General features: G+C 69.0%; 17 protein-coding genes. 16 read left to right on the top strand and 1 reads right to left on the bottom strand.

The annotated features are described in order from the left end of the window. The first annotated feature begins 90 nt into the window (after positions 1 to 90). Both M4D53_RS13165 and rplQ read left to right on the top strand, forming a co-directional pair. The gene (locus tag M4D53_RS13165) at positions 91 to 1,080 is read left to right on the top strand and encodes a DNA-directed RNA polymerase subunit alpha (protein ID WP_025102386.1); all 990 of its coding nucleotides are present in this window, start codon (positions 91 to 93) and stop codon (positions 1,078 to 1,080) included. A gap of 34 nt (positions 1,081 to 1,114) precedes the next feature. Continuing rightward, on the top strand, positions 1,115 to 1,687 hold the full coding sequence (rplQ, locus tag M4D53_RS13160) for a 50S ribosomal protein L17 (protein ID WP_071328950.1): 573 nt from the start codon (positions 1,115 to 1,117) through the stop codon (positions 1,685 to 1,687). Between the two features lie 55 nt (positions 1,688 to 1,742). On the opposite strand, the gene M4D53_RS13155 is transcribed toward rplQ, so the two are convergent. Then, entirely contained in the window at positions 1,743 to 2,963 is a 1,221-nt protein-coding gene (locus M4D53_RS13155; protein ID WP_259954437.1) for a PAS domain-containing protein, read from the bottom strand. Positions 2,964 to 3,123: 160 nt separating this feature from the next. Here M4D53_RS13155 and M4D53_RS13150 point away from each other — a divergent pair, with 160 nt between their 5' ends. The 14 genes from M4D53_RS13150 to M4D53_RS13085 all read left to right on the top strand — a co-directional run bounded on the left by M4D53_RS13150 (position 3,124) and on the right by M4D53_RS13085 (position 15,830). Then, positions 3,124 to 4,143 carry a Bug family tripartite tricarboxylate transporter substrate binding protein gene (locus M4D53_RS13150; RefSeq protein WP_259954436.1) on the top strand — a complete coding sequence of 340 codons (1,020 nt, stop codon included), beginning with the start codon at positions 3,124 to 3,126 and terminating at the stop codon, positions 4,141 to 4,143. A gap of 1 nt (position 4,144) precedes the next feature. Continuing rightward, the gene (locus M4D53_RS13145; RefSeq protein WP_259954435.1) at positions 4,145 to 4,705 is read left to right on the top strand and encodes a tripartite tricarboxylate transporter TctB family protein; all 561 of its coding nucleotides are present in this window, start codon (positions 4,145 to 4,147) and stop codon (positions 4,703 to 4,705) included. Beyond that, on the top strand, positions 4,705 to 6,252 hold the full coding sequence (locus tag M4D53_RS13140) for a tripartite tricarboxylate transporter permease (protein WP_259954434.1): 1,548 nt from the start codon (positions 4,705 to 4,707) through the stop codon (positions 6,250 to 6,252). The genes M4D53_RS13145 and M4D53_RS13140 overlap by 1 nt, the downstream gene beginning before the upstream one ends. Positions 6,253 to 6,299: 47 nt before the next feature. Continuing rightward, complete coding sequence (locus M4D53_RS13135) at positions 6,300 to 7,097, top strand: sulfite exporter TauE/SafE family protein (protein WP_259954433.1); 798 nt, start codon at positions 6,300 to 6,302, stop codon at positions 7,095 to 7,097. A 190-nt stretch (positions 7,098 to 7,287) separates the two neighbouring features. Beyond that, positions 7,288 to 8,292 (top strand): SIS domain-containing protein, encoded by a 1,005-nt coding sequence (locus M4D53_RS13130; protein ID WP_259954432.1) that lies wholly within the window; start codon positions 7,288 to 7,290, stop codon positions 8,290 to 8,292. Between the two features lie 19 nt (positions 8,293 to 8,311). Beyond that, on the top strand, positions 8,312 to 9,595 hold the full coding sequence (locus tag M4D53_RS13125) for an ABC transporter substrate-binding protein (RefSeq protein WP_187662234.1): 1,284 nt from the start codon (positions 8,312 to 8,314) through the stop codon (positions 9,593 to 9,595). A 64-nt stretch (positions 9,596 to 9,659) separates the two neighbouring features. Continuing rightward, complete coding sequence (locus tag M4D53_RS13120; protein ID WP_259954431.1) at positions 9,660 to 10,541, top strand: carbohydrate ABC transporter permease; 882 nt, start codon at positions 9,660 to 9,662, stop codon at positions 10,539 to 10,541. A gap of 1 nt (position 10,542) precedes the next feature. Beyond that, positions 10,543 to 11,385 (top strand): carbohydrate ABC transporter permease, encoded by an 843-nt coding sequence (locus M4D53_RS13115; RefSeq protein ID WP_187662232.1) that lies wholly within the window; start codon positions 10,543 to 10,545, stop codon positions 11,383 to 11,385. After that, complete coding sequence (locus M4D53_RS13110) at positions 11,382 to 12,296, top strand: PfkB family carbohydrate kinase (protein ID WP_259954429.1); 915 nt, start codon at positions 11,382 to 11,384, stop codon at positions 12,294 to 12,296. Before M4D53_RS13115 ends, M4D53_RS13110 begins: the two co-directional genes overlap by 4 nt. Positions 12,297 to 12,310: 14 nt before the next feature. After that, positions 12,311 to 13,048, top strand: a complete 738-nt coding sequence (locus M4D53_RS13105; protein ID WP_025102374.1) for a GntR family transcriptional regulator — start codon at positions 12,311 to 12,313, stop codon at positions 13,046 to 13,048. Between the two features lie 91 nt (positions 13,049 to 13,139). Beyond that, positions 13,140 to 13,595 (top strand): FAS1-like dehydratase domain-containing protein, encoded by a 456-nt coding sequence (locus M4D53_RS13100; RefSeq protein WP_259954427.1) that lies wholly within the window; start codon positions 13,140 to 13,142, stop codon positions 13,593 to 13,595. Further along, positions 13,592 to 13,996 carry a MaoC/PaaZ C-terminal domain-containing protein gene (locus M4D53_RS13095; RefSeq protein ID WP_062632840.1) on the top strand — a complete coding sequence of 135 codons (405 nt, stop codon included), beginning with the start codon at positions 13,592 to 13,594 and terminating at the stop codon, positions 13,994 to 13,996. The genes M4D53_RS13100 and M4D53_RS13095 overlap by 4 nt, the downstream gene beginning before the upstream one ends. Beyond that, positions 13,993 to 15,123, top strand: coding sequence for a UDP-N-acetylmuramate dehydrogenase (locus tag M4D53_RS13090; RefSeq protein WP_187662229.1), 1,131 nt, complete (start codon positions 13,993 to 13,995; stop codon positions 15,121 to 15,123). The genes M4D53_RS13095 and M4D53_RS13090 overlap by 4 nt, the downstream gene beginning before the upstream one ends. Next, positions 15,120 to 15,830: a FadR/GntR family transcriptional regulator gene (locus M4D53_RS13085; RefSeq protein ID WP_187662228.1), complete on the top strand. Its 711-nt coding sequence runs from the start codon at positions 15,120 to 15,122 to the stop codon at positions 15,828 to 15,830. Before M4D53_RS13090 ends, M4D53_RS13085 begins: the two co-directional genes overlap by 4 nt. Positions 15,831 to 15,955: the final 125 nt, after the last annotated feature.

Below are 15,955 nucleotides of genomic sequence, written 5' to 3'. Positions count from 1 at the left end.
GGCGCCCCGCGTGGGGCATCGACTTCCACAACTCAAGACCTCACCCCACCACATGTCATATAGCGGGCATGTGATCGAAAGGAACACAGAGTGCTTATTGCACAGCGTCCCACACTGACCGAGGAAAAGATCGTCGAGAACCGGAGCCGGTTCATCATCGAGCCTCTGGAGCCCGGCTTCGGCTACACGATCGGCAACGCGCTGCGCCGCAGCCTGCTGTCGTCGATCCCCGGTGCCGCTGTCACCAGCGTCCGCATCGACGGTGTGCTGCACGAGTTCAGCACGATCCCCGGCGTGAAGGAGGATGTCACCGAGATCATCCTCAACATCAAGCAGCTGGTCGTCTCCAGCGAGCGCGACGAGCCCATCACCGCGTACCTCCGCAAGACCGGTGCCGGTGAAGTGACCGCCGCCGACATCTCGGCTCCGGCCGGTGTCGAGGTGCACAACCCCGAGCTCGTCATCGCGACGCTCAACGACACCGCCAAGTTCGAGCTCGAGCTCACCATCGAGCGCGGCCGTGGCTACGTCTCCGCGACGCAGAACCGCAACGAGTACGCCGAGGCCGGTCAGATCCCGATCGACTCGATCTACTCGCCCGTGCTCAAGGTCAGCTACCGCGTCGACGCCACCCGTGCCGGTGAGCGCACCGACTTCGACAAGCTCATCCTCGACGTCGAGACCAAGTCGGCGATCAGCCCGCGCGACGCCGTCGCCTCGGCTGCCAAGACGCTCACCGAGCTGTTCGGTCTCGCCCGCGAGCTGAACGTCGAGGCCGAGGGCATCGAGATCGGCCCGGCGCCGGTGGAGGCTGTGAACTCCAGCGAGCTGTCGATGCCGATCGAGGACCTCGACCTGTCGGTCCGCTCGTACAACTGCCTGAAGCGTGAGGGCATCAACACCGTTTCTGAGCTCGTCGCCCTGTCGGAGACGCAGCTCATGAACATCCGCAATTTCGGCCAGAAGTCGGTCGACGAGGTGCGCGACAAGCTCATCTCGCTCGGTCTGTCGCTCAAGGATTCGGTGCCCGGTTTCGACGGCGCCCACTTCTACGGCGGCAGCGAAGACGAGTCCTTCTGATACCCGACCCTTTCTGACCAGGAGTTAGACGATTATGCCCAAGCCCACCAAGGGTCCCCGCCTCGGAGGCGGCCCCGCCCACGAGCGCCTGCTGCTTGCCAACCTCGCCGCTGCGCTGTACACCCACAAGTCGATCAAGACGACCGAGACGAAGGCCAAGCGCCTGCGTCCGCTCGCCGAGCGCCTCATCACCTTCGCCAAGCGCGGCGACCTGCACGCCCGCCGTCGCGTGCTGTCGGTCATCGGTGACAAGGAAGTCGTGCACGTCCTGTTCAACGAGATCGCTCCGCTCGTCGCGGACCGCGAGGGTGGCTACACGCGCATCACCAAGGTCGGCAACCGCAAGGGCGACAACGCTCCCATGGCCGTGATCGAGCTCGTCCTCGAGCCTGTCACCCCGAAGGCGAAGTCGACCAAGAAGGCCGCCGCGGCTCCGAAGGACGAGAAGCCCGCCGCCGAGGAGGCTCCCGCCGAGGAGACCGTCGAGGCTCCCGCGGACGAGACCGCTGCCGACGACACGGCTGCCGAGGCCGGCGCCGAGTCGCAGGCCGAGGGCGAGGCCGCTGAGGCCGCCGCCGAGGACGCTGTCGAGAAGAAGTCCGAGTAAGGACCTCTCTCCCCACGAAGCCCGCCGCCCCTTCCGGGGTGGCGGGCTTCGTCGTTCATCGAGGGGCGGTGATCCGGTAGCGTGCCCCCGGCCGTCCCTTCGTGGAGTAGTCCAGCGAGCGCACCGCCTGTCCGGTCGCCGCGAGGTGCTCCAGGTAGCGGCGGGCACTGACGCGGGAGATGGCCAGGTCGTCGCCGATCTCGGTCGCCGAGGCGTCGGGCCGGGCCGCGAGGGCCGCAGAGACCCGCTCCAGCGTCTCCGCGCTCAGACCCTTCGGGAGGCCGTAGCGCTCCCGGAAGGCGATGATGGCGTCGGCCGCCTCGACCCGGCGAACGACGTCGTGCAGCTCGGTGTGGTCGCGGAGCAGGAGCGTCGCCCCCACATCGGCGGAGCCGTTCCCGGACGCCGTGCTCCGGGCGACGAGCACATGCGAGCCGACGATCACGGGGCGTCCCGCGGCCTCGCCCTCGCGGAGCACCGTGGCGAGCTCGGTGCCGAGGACCTCGTCCGCGGGAGCGCCGTCGAGGTCGGCGGCATCGCGACCGAGGAATCGTGCGGCCGCGTCGTTGACCAGGGTGATCCGCCCGGCCCCGTCCACCGTCACGACGCCTTCGCTCAGCCCGTGCAGGGTCGTCTCCTGGTTCTTGACGAGCGCCGCGATCTGGTGCGGCTCGAGACGGTAGATGCGGCGACGGATGAACGACGTCACCCACGCGGCGCCGAAGACCCCGAGCACCGCCGCAGCGAGCATGGCGGAGATGAGTCCCACGAGGTTGCTGGTGAACTCCTCGTTCAGCTCCGACTCCAGGATGCCGACCGAGGCTGTGCCGATCACCGCGCCGTCCTCGTCGCGGATGGGCACCTTCACCCGCCACGACGTCCCGAGCGTGCCGGTCTGCGTGCCCACGAAGATCTCCCCGCCCAGCGGGATCGACGGGTCGGTGGACACCCGCTCCCCGATGCGGTCGGTGTTCGGATGCGAGTATCGGATGCCCTCGTCGTTGGCGACCACCACGTAGGCGAGGTCGGAGGCCTCGCGGATGACCTCGGCGACCGGCTGGATGGCGGCGGCCGGATCCTCGTCGTCGAACGCATCGAGGACGACGGGGAGTGCGGCGACGGACTGGGCGACCGCCTGCATGCGGTCCTTGTAGGCCTCGCGGAGCGCGTTCTCCTGGAACGCTCCGGCGGCGATGCCGGTGCCGAGGGTCACCAGGAACACGATCAGCGCCTGCAGCGCGAGCAGCTGCACGCGGAGCGTCATCTTCGAGGCCACGGGTCCATTCTCCCGGCTGGGTTCCCGGGCCGCGAGCCGCCGGCAGAGGTGTTCGCGACCAATAGTTACGGAACGCGACCAATGGTTTCCGAAGGTTGAGCGTGCGCATCTGCGCCTCGACAGTGGACGGATTGCATCCGAACGCTCAAGGAGGAGCGCCATGAATCATGCCCGCATCGGGACCCTCGCCGCGGCCGTCGCCGCGACCGCCCTCGTCCTCACCTCGTGCTCGACGACCGACGGCGGAGCCGCCGGCTCAGACGGCGGCGATGAGGCGGTCGCCATCACCGACGTGAACATCGTCGTCCCCGCCGACCCGGGCGGAGGGTGGGACCAGACGGGCCGGGCCCTGTCGCAGCTGCTCACGCAGGAGGACATCGTCGGCTCGGCGCCCGTCACCAACGTCGGCGGCGCGGGCGGCACGGTCGGCCTCGCACAGCTCGCCAACGAGAAGGACCCGGCCACGCTCATGGTCATGGGCCTCGTGATGGTGGGAGCGGTGGAGACCAACACCTCCGCCGTGCGCATCGAGGACATGACACCGATCGCCCGGCTCACGGATGAACCGCTCGTCGTGGTCGTGCCCGCCGACTCGGAGTACGACACGCTGGAAGACCTCGTCGAGGATGTCGTGGACAAGGGCCAGGAGGTCACGATCACCGGCGGTTCCGCGGGAGGAGCCGATCACATCCTCGCCGGGTTGCTGCTCGAGGAGGCAGGGCTCGACGGCGCGGAGATCGCCGAGAAGCTGAACTACACGCCCAACTCGGGCGGCGGCGAGGCGACGTCGCTGATCCTCGGCGGCAAGGTCTCGGCGGGCATCTCCGGTGTCGGCGAGTTCCTGCAGCACATCGAGGCCGGGACCATGAAGGCCCTCGCCGTCTCGTCGGAGGAGCCGGTCACACAGCTGCCGGACGTCGACACGATCACCGACTCCGGATACGACGTCGTGCTCACCAACTGGCGCGGTGTGATCGCCCCGGGCGGGATCAGCGACGCCGAGCGCTCGGAGCTCGAGCGCCTCGTCACCGAGCTGGAGGCGTCCGACGCGTGGAAGGACGAGCTGGGGACGCGGGGGTGGGCGGACGCGTTCCTCACGGGCGCGGAGTTCGACGAGTTCCTGGACGGCAACATCGCCGAGGTCACCACGACGCTGCAGAACATCGGGCTGGTCGGCTGAGATGACGACCGGGTCTTCCGGACCCGGCGAGGAGGTGCGGACCGATGCCCGTCGGTCCGCACGCCTCGCCGCGTCCCTCCCGCGGGGGGAGCTCGTCTTCGCCCTGCTCATGGTGGCCCTCGGCGTGTTCGCGTTCGCCGGTGTCTTCACCATCCATGTGCCCGCAGGCGGCCAGGTGGGGCCCACGGTCTTCCCGCTGTTCGTCTCCGTGCTGCTGCTCGGTTCGTCGCTCGCCGTCGTCGTGAGCATCTTCCGCGGACACCGCGGTGTGCCGGAGGACGGAGAGGACGTCGATCAGAGCCTCCCGACCGACTGGCTGACGCTCGTGAAGATCGTGGCGCTGGTGGTCGCGCACCTGCTCCTCATCGAACCGCTCGGCTGGGCACCCGCCGCGGCCCTGCTGTTCGGCGGCGTCGCCTGGGCGCTCGGTGCGCGGCGCTGGTGGACGGCGCTCCTCATCGGCGTGATCGTCGCGCTGGTCGTGCAGGTCGTGTTCGGCGGTCTGCTCGGGCTGTCGCTCCCGTGGGGACCGGCGCTCGGCTGGCTGGGAAGGATGTTCTGATGGACAGCTGGAGTCTGCTCCTCGAGGGGTTCGCGACCGCGCTGCAGCCCCAATACCTCGTCTTCGCCTTCTTCGGCGTGCTGATCGGCACCGCCGTGGGCGTCCTTCCCGGGATCGGGCCGGCGATGACGGTCGCCCTGCTCCTCCCGCTCACCTACACGCTGGAACCCGCCGCAGCGCTGATCACGTTCGCGGGGATCTACTACGGCGGGATGTACGGGGGGTCGACCACGAGCATCCTCCTGAACACGCCGGGGGAGTCGTCGTCGATTGTGACGGCGATCGAGGGCAACAAGATGGCCAAGCTCGGGAGGGGAGCGGCGGCCCTGGCCACCGCGGCGCTCGGGTCGTTCGTCGCGGGCACCCTGGCGACCGTCGGCCTGACGCTGCTCGCCCCGGTACTCGCGCAGTTCGCCGTGAACCTCGGGCCGGCCGACTACGTCGCCCTCATCGTCGTGGCCTTCGTCACGGTCGGTGCGCTCATGGGGTCCTCCGTGTCGCGTGGCCTGCTGTCGCTCGGCGTCGGTCTGTTCCTCGGCCTGGTCGGCACCGACTGGCTCTCGGGGCAGCAGCGCTACACGCTCGGCCTGCTCCCGTTGGCGGACGGCATCGACGTGGTGCTCGTGGCGGTCGGGCTCTTCGCCGTCGGCGAGACGCTCTACGTCGCGGCCCGGCTGCGTCACGGCGCGATCGACGTGATCCCCGTCTCCCGTGGGTGGCGCAGCTGGATGACGAAGGACGACTGGCGTCGGTCGTGGAAGCCCTGGCTCCGCGGCACCGCCATCGGCTTCCCGATCGGCACGATCCCGGCTGGCGGGGCCGACGTGGCGACCTTCCTGTCCTACGCCGCCGAGCGCAAGCTCTCGCGCCGCAAGGACGAGTTCGGCCGCGGGGCCATCGAGGGTGTCGCGGGCCCGGAGTCGGCGAACAACGCGGCCGCCGCGGGCGTGCTCGTGCCGCTGCTGACGCTGGGCCTGCCGACGACGGCGACGGCGGCGATCATCCTCACCGCGTTCCAGACCTACGGCCTGCAGCCCGGGCCGCAGCTGTTCACCGGACAGGCGGACCTCGTCTGGGCGCTGGTGGCGAGCCTCTACATCGGCAACGTGATCCTGCTCGTGCTGAATCTGCCCCTGGTGGGCATGTGGGTGAAGCTCCTGCAGATCCCGCGGCCGTACCTGTACGCCGGCATCCTCCTGTTCGCCGCCTTCGGGGCGTACGCGCTGAACTTCGCGGTCGTGGACATCCTCATCCTGCTCATCATCGGCGTCCTGGGCTACTTCCTGCGGCGGTACGGATTCCCGGTGGCGCCGCTGGTGGTGGGCATGATCCTGGGGCCGATGGGGGAGGAGCAGCTCCGTCGTGCGCTGCAGCTCAGCCAGGGCGACCTGACGACGCTCATCGCGCAGCCGTTCTCCGCGGTCGCCTACGTCATCCTCGCGCTGCTCATCGCCGGCGGGCTGTGGCTGCGGCGCCGGCAGCGACGCTACGAGCAGGCGCTCACGGAGTCCATCGCGGTGCCCGTCACAGCGGACTCGGAGGTCTGACCCGGCACCGATTCGAGCGGGGGAGAGGCCGGGAGTAGGCTGATCCGGTGAACGATGCGACGGTCCTGAAACGCGGGCCTCGCGCCTACGCGGCATTCATCGGCATCGGCCTCCTCGCCGGCCTCCTCTCCGGTCTCTTCGGCGTCGGCGGCGGCACGGTCATCGTCCCGCTGCTGGTGCTCCTGCTCGCGTTCGACCAGCGGCTGGCAGCCGGAACCTCGCTGGCGGCGATCGTCCCGACGGCGACCGTCGGCGTCATCTCCTACGCCGCATCGGGCTCCGTCGCCTGGATCCCGGCGCTGATCCTCGCCGCCGGGGCCGTGGTCGGCGCGCAGATCGGCACCCGCCTGCTCCCGCGGATCTCGCAGACCGCCCTCCGCTGGGGCTTCGTCGGCTTCCTCGTCGTCGTGATCGTGAGCCTCTTCCTCGTGATCCCGTCGCGCGACGCCGTCTTCGAGCTCACCTGGCTGACCGGGATCGCCCTGGTGGTCGTCGGAATCGGCACCGGCGTCCTGGCCGGCCTCATCGGCGTCGGCGGCGGCGTCATCGTCGTCCCGGTGCTCATGCTCGCGTTCGGGACGAGCGACCTCGTCGCGAAGGGCACCTCGCTGCTCATGATGATCCCGACGGCTCTCTCCGGCACAGTCGGCAACCTCCGCAACCGCAACGTCGACCTCCTGGCCGCACTTCTCATCGGCGTCTCGGCGTGCACCACCACGGCCCTCGGCGCGTGGCTGGCGACCATCGTCGACCCGACCGTCGGGAACCTCCTCTTCGCCGCGTATCTCATGGTGATCGCCGTGCAGATGGCCCTCAAGGCCGTCCGCGGCCGCCGGCGCGGCTGATCCCGCGGCCGCCGGACACCCGGTGTGCGCCGCCGGAAGAAGCGCGCGAGGCCCGCTCTTTCGGTGACTCCGCCGAACGATTTTCGCCGTACCTCTTTACAGGCGTCTTCGTGCTCGCTATCGTCAGTCATCACATGACGTTATATAACGAGTCATGATGTTTGATCGAAGGTCATCAGAAGGGACCATCTTGTCTGCCACCGCTCTGTTCGTCGACTCCGCCGCTATCGAGAACCAGCTCGCTGCGGCCCGCCAGGCGATCGCGACCCGGGACACCATCTCGCGCGTCGTGCTCACCGCCTGCGGCGGCTCCTTTGCCGTCATGCAGCCCATCGAGTACCTGTTCGGCACCAAGGCGGTGTCGCTCGAGGCGACCGCGCTCAATGCGGCCGAGTTCACCAGCCGCGCCTCGTCGCGCGTCGACGCCGACACCCTCGTCCTGCTCTGCTCGCACTCCGGAACCACGCCGGAGACGGTGGCCGCGGCGAAGCACGCACGCGAGCGCGGTGCGCTCACGGTCGCCTTCACGTTCGACCCGACGTCGCCGCTCGCCGAGGCATCGGAGCACGTGGTGGCGTATCAGCACGGTGAGGGGAAGAGCGAGGCCCACGTCGGTCCCGCGCTGCTGCTGCGCCTGGCGGCCGGCATCCTGGACGACCGTGAACAGGCCGGCATCGCCGGCGCAGTCGACGAGGCCGTCGCCCAGCTGCCGGCCCTCGTGCCGGCAGCGCGCGAAGCGCACTCCGCTGCCGCCGATGCCTGGGGGTACCGCCACCGTCGCGAGCCCCTGATTTACACGATGGCGGCAGGCTCCAACTACGGCTCCGCCTACTCGTTCGCCATCTGCCTGCTGCAGGAGATGCAGTGGGTGCACTCCGCCGCCATCCATGCCGGCGAGTACTTCCACGGCCCCTTCGAGATCACCGAGGAGGACGTGCCGTTCATCGCCCTCCTCGGACTCGACGAGACGCGGGCCGTCGAGCAGCGCGCGGTGGACTTCGTCACGAAGCACTCGGATCGGGTGCTCGTCCTCGACGCCCAGGAGTTCGGCCTGGACGTCGTCGCTCCGGAGGTGCGCGGCGTCTTCGCCCACCTCCTCTTCAACGTCGTGCTCCGCGCGTACGCGGATGCACTCGCCGACCACCGAGGACACCCCCTCAGCGTGCGCCGCTACATGTGGCGCATGGAGTACTAGGAACGAAAGGATCGCAACGATGCGAACATCAGCCCGGATCGGCCTGGCGGCTGCGGCCGCCGCAGCCCTCGTCCTACCCCTGGCCTCGTGCGCCGGAGGCGAGAGCGAGGCGTCGGACGGCCAGGTGGAGATCAGCTTCTTCCACCGCTGGCCCAACGAGCCGAAGAACTCGTACTACAACGACATGGTGGCGGAGTTCGAGAAGGAGAACCCCGACATCAAGGTCTCCGTCGAGAGCGTGCTCAACGACGCCTACAAGGACAAGGTGAAGGTCGTCGCGGGCTCCGCCAATGCTCCTGACGTCCTGTTCACCTGGAGCGGTTCGTTCGTGGACGAGCTCGTCTCCAATGACGCCCTGCTCGACCTCGGGCCGTGGCTCGAGGAGGACGCGGACTTCCGGGACAGCTTCTACCCGAGTCAGCTGGAGGCCTTCGAGGTCGACGGCACCTCCTACGGCCTGCCGGTGGGGATGCAGTCGAAGCTGTTCTTCTACAACAGGGACGTCTTCGAGGAGCTGGGACTTGAGGCGCCGGCGACGTGGGACGAGTTCATCGACGTCCTGGAGACGATCCAGGACGCCGGTATGACCCCGATCGAGTACGGTGCGCAGGAGCAGTGGACGATCGCGCACTACGTCGGCACGCTGAATCAGCGTGTCGTCGATCCGGAGGTGTTCGCAGCGGATCAGGATCCGGCGACCGGCGAGTTCACGGACGAGGGATATGTCCGGGCACTGGAGCGCTTCCAGGAACTCGCCGAGTACATGAACGACGACCTCACGGCCGTCGGGCATGAGATCGCGCGCAACGCCTGGATCGCGGGGGAGGCGCCGATCATGTACATGCAGAGCGCCGAGGTGGGGTACTTCGGCGACGCGCAGTTCGAGTACGGCACGTTCAACTTCCCCGCCGTCACGGGTGGCAAGGGCGATCCGGCGGAACTGACCGGAGCGCCGGAGGGCTTCGCGATCTCGAAGACCACGGAGCATCCCGAGGAGGCCCAGCGGTTCCTCGAGTTCCTGCTCAGCAAGCAGAGCGGTATCGCCTACGCGGAACGAGCGGGCGAGCTGAGCCCGGTCAAGGGGGCCGTGGAAGAGGCGGATGTGCCCGAGATCTCACGGGAGCTCGCCCAGGGGATCGTCGACGCCTCGGCGATGACGACCTGGCTCGACAACGCCTACGATCCGCAGATCGTGCAGGCGTATCTGTCCGAGACCCAGCTGATGCTCAGCGGCCAGCAGACCCCCGAGGGGGTCATGGCCGCCGTGCAGGAAGCGGCGAAGCGCGTGCGCGACGCCTCCTGATCCGCACCGGGGCTGCCGGCACCCGTGGCCGGCAGCCCCTCCCACCTTCGGAAGAGACACCGTGATGAGAACACGCTCCCGAGCCTGGTCGAACCTGCTCTACGTGCTTCCCGCGATCATCCTGATCGGGGTGTTCGTGTACTACCCGCTGGTCGCCAATGCGGCCTTCGGCTTCTTCTCCTTCAGCGCCGGCAGCGGGGAGATGCGCTTCGTCGGCCTCGACAACTTCGCGCGGCTCTTCGGCGATCCGATCATCGCGACGGCCCTGGGCAACAACATCCTGTACGCGGTCCTCTCGATCGTCTGCCAGGTGGGTGGCTCCCTCGTGATCGCCGCCTGGCTGACCCGGCTGCTCGGACCGCGCATGGGCGCGTTCCTGCGCAGCGTGTACTTCCTTCCCGCCGTGATCTCGATGACCGTGATCGCGCTGCTGTTCACGTTCGTGTACAACGCCCGCGGCGGACTCCTCAACGCTCTGCTGGAGGCGATCGGACTCGGCAGCCTGCAGACGGCGTGGCTGGCTGATGTCGACACGGCGATGGGAGCGGTCATCGGCGTCTCCCAGTGGCAGAGCATCGGCTACGTCTGCATGCTCTACGTCGTCGCACTGCAGCAGATCCCGGAGGAATACTACGAAGCCGCGTCGCTGGACGGCGCCGGACGGGTTCGCCAGTTCTTCAGCATCACCGTCCCGCAGGCCAAGGAGATGATCTTCGTCGCGATGATCCTCACCGTCTCCGGCGCTTTCACGGTGTTCAACGAGCCTTACATCCTGACCAAGGGCGGTCCGGGAAACACCACCCAGGTCCTCGCGACCTATATGTACAACCAGGGTTTCTTCCAGAACGAGATGGGCTACGCCTCAGCCATCGCGAGCCTGATCTTCGTGATCACCCTCGTGCTGTCCGTCGTGCAGATGGTCTCGTTCCGAAGCGGGAGGCAATGACATGAGCAGTACCCGGCTTCGTCCGGCGGAACGTGTCCGCCGTGCCCCGGTCCAGGTGATCCTGGCCGTCTACGCCGTCGTGATCGCCTACCCCCTGCTCTGGATGGTGATCTCCTCTTTCAAATCCTCGTCCGAGATCTTCGCCGATCCGTGGGGCCTGCCGTCGGTCTGGCTCGTCCAGAACTACGCCGCCGCCTGGGACCGCGGGATCTCCGACTACTTCGTCAACTCCGTCATCGTCACGATCATCTCCACCGTCGCGACCGTCGCGATCGCGGCCCTGTGCGCCTACGGCATGGTGAGGCTGTCGAGCCGGGTCGCGAACATCGTGCTGATCGTGGCGATGGGCGGGCTGGTGGTGGCGCCCCAGGTGAGCCTCATCCCGCTCTACCGGCTTCTCGACACGATGGGGCTGCTGAACACGTACTGGGCGATGATCCTCCCTTACGTGGCCTTCCGTCTGCCCATGGCGATCCTGCTGATCCGTTCGGTGTTCCTCGGCATCCCCCGTGAGCTCGAGGACGCGGCGACCATCGACGGCTGCCGCTCGTTCGGAGTCTTCCGGCACGTCTACCTGCCGTTGAGCGCGTCCGTGCTGACGACCGCTGCCGTCCTCACCGGTTACTTCGCCTGGAACGAGTTCCTGTTCGCGATCGTCTACATCGACGCCGATGCGCTACGCACCATCCCCGCGGGACTGATGTCGTTCCGCGACTCGCTCTCCACCGAGTGGGGTGTGCTCCTGGCAGGATTGACCATCGCGGCCCTGCCCATCGTGGTCGTGTTCCTCGCGCTGCAGCGGTACTTCGTCGCCGGAGTCGCGGCGGGGAGTGTGAAGGGATGACGATGGATACGGGTCAGCTCAGGGCCGCACTCGCCGCGGTGCCGCCCCCCTCGCTCGTCGGCGTCGGGGACAACGTGCTCGACTGCTATCTGCATGAGGACCTGGCCTATCCCGGGGGTAACGCACTGAACGTCGCCGCGTACAGCAGGCTCTTCTTCGGCGGCACCGCCGGATTCGTCGGGATCATGGGGGACGACCGCTTCGCAGAACACGTGCGGGGCGTCCTCGACGAGATCGGAGTGGACGGCGCCCGCGTCAGACGCGTGCGCGGCGCGAACGGCATGGCTTTCGTCGCGCTGGACGAGGACGGCGACCGGCGCTTCGTCGCCTCGAATCGCGGGGGAGTCCAGGCCGAGCTGAGGCTGCGGCTGAGCGAGGCCGATCATGAATACCTCTCCGGCTTCGACCGGGTGCACACCTCGGTCTATTCGTCGTTGGAGCCGGAGCTCCCGGCCATCGCGGAACGGGGGAGCCGCGTGTCGTACGACTATTCCGACGACGCGTCGCCGGACGTGATCCGGGCGACCGCTCCGCACGTCGACGTGGGGTTCTTCTCGGGAGGGGACCGCAGCGATTCCGAGATCGACGACCTCGGCCGCTTCGCCGTGGCCTGCGGCATGGGATCGGCCGTGGTGACGCGGGGTGCCCGCGGCTCCGTGGGCTTCGACGCCACTTCCGTGCGGCGCACCGGTATCCGGGAGGTCGACGCCGTCGATGCGCTCGGGGCCGGGGACGCCTTCCTCACCGGGTTCCTCGCGGCACGGGCGGGTGGGGCCGATCTCGCCGGATGCCTCGATGTGGCCGCCGTCAGCGGAGCGCTCGCCTGCACGTTGCGCGGGGCGTTCGGATACCCTGTGCATGCGGGGGACGACGCACGCGCGCAGATGCTGCGACGATACCCGGCGACGTAGAGGAGGGCTCCGACGTGACTCAGCTGTCGTCCGCCGTCGGCTCGACCCCGCTGCACGAACAGGTGCGAAGCCTGCTGATGCGGGAGATCGACGCCGGGACCTATGCCGAAGGCGAACGGCTTCCGTCCGAACCCGAGTTGTGTGAGCGCTTCGGCGTCAGCCGCATCACCGTGCGGCGGGCGGTGGCCGATCTGGAAGGACTCGGCATCGTGCGCCGACAGCAGGGCCGCGGGACCTTCGTCGCTCCGCGACGCGAGGTGATCGGTGCCATGACCCTGGGTGGCTTCGCAGACACCGTGGTGGCGGACGGGGTCAAATCCCGACGGATCATGCGCGCCGAGACGACCCCCGCCGACGAGAAGCGCGCCCGGCGCCTCGGCGTCCCGGTCGGCGACCCGGTCTTCCGGTTGGTACGCGTCTTCGCTCTCGACGGCATCCCCCTCTCCATCGACGACAGCCGGTATTCACTGACGCGCTTCCCTGATTTCGACCGGCACATCGACCACGACACCTCCACATACCAGGTGCTTCGCGACGTGTATGGCGTGGAGTTCTCGGAGATGTACCGGGAGATCGACGTCGGCTTCACCACCGCCCAGACCGCGGAGTGGCTGGCCCGCCCGGAGCACGATCCGCTCATCGTCGTCCGCAAGCGCGCGCTAGACCGGGCCGGCGAGGTCGTTCACACCTCACGGGTGAAGGTCGTTCCGAGTCGGATGACGTTGAACATGGTGGTCCGCTCCCAGGGGTGAGGCCCGCCGGTCCCCGCGATGTGGCATATCATCCGGGTTTCGGACGGCCCGCGCACGGCGGGCCGTCGGCGGGCCTCGGTAGGATCGACGGGTGGCAGTGAACCAAGAACTCGTCGGCCGGGAGTTCCCGCCGACCGCCCCCTACCTCGTCGGGCGGGAGAAGGTGCGCGAGTTCGCGCGCGCCGTCTTCGCCGACGCCCCCCAGCACACCGACGTCGAGGCCGCCCGTACAGCCGGCTTCGCCGACGTCGTCGCGCCGCCGACCTTCGCGATGGTCCTGCAGGACCTCACGCTCCAGCAGCTGCTGGCCGAGCCGGACTCCGGCATCGTGCTGGCGCGCACGATCCACGCGGAGCAGCGATTCCGCTACACCAGGCCGATCGTCGCGGGAGACGAGCTGACGGCGCAGCTGCGTGTCACCGGCATCCGCATGATGGGCGGGAACGCCATGATCACGAGCGAGGCCGAGATCACCGACGAAGCGGGCGCGCACGTGGTGACCGCCACCAGCGTCCTGCTCGTCGGCGCCGAGGAGGAGACCGCATGAGCGCGTTCACCGTGGGAGACGTGCTCGCCGAGCGCACCGTGCACCTGACGAGGGAGTCGCTCGTCCGCTACGCCGGAGCCTCCGGCGACTTCAACCCGATCCACTACCGCGACGACGTCGCCGCCGCGGTGGGCCTTCCCGGCGTGCTCGCGCACGGCATGCTGACCATGGGCATCGCCTCGTCGGTGGTCGTGGCCGCGCTCGACCCGCAGACCCGGATCCTCGATTACGGCGTGCGCTTCACGAAGCCGGTGGTGGTCGACCCCGAGACCGGCGCCGATGTGCACGTCGTCGCGACGGTCGGCGCCGTGGACGAGGAGTCCGCGCGCATCGACCTCAAGGTCACGACCGGCGACACCACCGTGCTCGTCAAGGCGCAGCTGCGCGTCGCCGTCCGATGAGCGAGGTCGAGCCGATCCGCCTGGCCGAGCTCACCACGCTCCGCACCGGCGCTGCGCCTGCGCACATGCGCGAGGCGACGACGACGGCGGAGCTCGTCTCGGTCCTCCGCGAGACCTGGGCGGAGGGCGACCCCTGGCTGGTGCTCGGAGGGGGCTCGAACCTCTTCGTCGGCGACGAGCCGTTCGAGGGCACCGTCATCCGCATCCGGACCCGGGGCGTCGAGGAGCTTCCGTCGCCGCATCCCGGTCGCGTCCGTCTGCGTGTGCAGGCCGGACACAGCTGGGACGACCTGGTGTCGTACGCGGTCGAGCGCGGGTACGCCGGGCTGGAGGCGATGAGCGGCATCCCCGGCACGGTCGGCGCGTCACCCGTGCAGAACATCGGCGCCTACGGCCAGGAGATCCAGGAGACCCTCGTCGAGGTCGAGCTGATCGATGAGGGCTCCGACGAGATCTCCACCGTGCCGGCGACGGAGCTCGGGCTCGGATTCCGCACCTCGGTGCTCAAGCATCACCACGGCAGCGAGCCGCAGCGTCGTGCCGTGATCCTGTCCGTCACGGTCGATCTGCTGGTCGCCCGCGAGCGCGTGGTGCGCGGGGAGCAGCTGCGTCGCGCCCTCGGCCTGACCGACGACACCCCGGTGCCGCTGACCTGGGTGCGCGAGCGCATCCTCGCCACCCGCGCATCGAAGGGCATGCTGCTCGATGCGGACGACCCGGACACGCATGGCGTCGGCTCCTTCTTCCAGAACGCGATCGTCACGGCCGCTCAGGCCCGGTCCCTCCCGCCGGAGTGCCCGCGGTGGCCGGTGGCCCCCGACCTCGACGCGGTCACCGTCATCCCCCTCGCCTCGTACGACGGGCACGTGCCGCCGACGAAGACCGAGGCCCCCGACGTGAAGGTGAGCGCCGCGTGGCTCATCGAGCAGGCGGGCATCCGCAAGGGGTTCAAGCTGCCCCGCTCGCGGGCGTCCGTCTCGACCAAGCACGCCCTGGCGCTCACCAACCGGGGTGGTGCCACGGCGGCCGAGGTCGCCGAGCTCGCCCGTTTCATCCAGAACCGCGTGCACGCCGAGTTCGGCCTCGTGCTGCAGCCGGAGCCCGTGCTGGTGGGCGTCGACCTGTGACGAAGGTCGAGCGGGTGTCGCGGACGCAGGCGGTCGTGGACGGACTGCTCGACGCCATCATCGCGGGCCGGCTCGAGGCCGGGCAGCCGCTGCCTCCCGAGGGGGAGCTGGCGGAGCAGTTCGGGGTCTCCCGTCTCACGATGCGCGAGGGTGTCCGTCTCCTGCAGGCGCAGGGCGTGATCGTCGCCGTTCCGGGCACCCGGCACCGCATCGCGCCGACCGACGAGTGGACGGGCCTCGACGCGGTCGTCCGGCACGCCCAGAGCGCGGGCGCTCGTGAGCGCTCGTCGCTGGAGATGCTCGAGATGCGCATGATGTTCGAGACCGGAGCAGCGGAGTTCGCGGCGGGTCGGCGCACCGAGGAGCACCTCGCCGAGATGGCCGCACTCCTCGAGGAGATGCAGGCGGCCCACGAGCGGGCCGACGTGGATGCGTTCGTCGCGGCGGACCTCGCCTTCCACGACGTGATCATCCGCGCGGCGGAGAACCGCATCCTCGTCGCCTCGATGCGTCCCCTCACGACGATGCTCCAGGCGACCCGCAGTGAGACGAGCGCCATCCCGGAGATCCGCGAGCACGCGCTGGCCGAGCATGCGGCGGTGCTGGAGGCGATGCGAACCGGCTCCGGCGCGGCCGCTCGTCAGGCCATGCGCAGTCACATGCGCCAGACCCGCGACGACCTGCTGCACTTCGTCCACGGTCGCTGATCCGCGCGCTCCCCGTCGGTTTGGAGCCGCGATGATCGTGAGGTACGCTCGTCGTTATCTGATATCGGATAACGATGCAGATTCCCCTGGTCCGTGGCCCCCACCACGGACCATCTCCCGGAACG

Origin of the sequence: Microbacterium meiriae (genome assembly GCF_025143875.1) — a bacterium.
GTDB classification, from domain to species: Bacteria; Actinomycetota; Actinomycetes; order Actinomycetales; family Microbacteriaceae; genus Microbacterium; species Microbacterium meiriae.
Note: the sequence above shows the minus strand (reverse complement) of the source record. Positions and strands in the feature narration are given on the sequence as shown.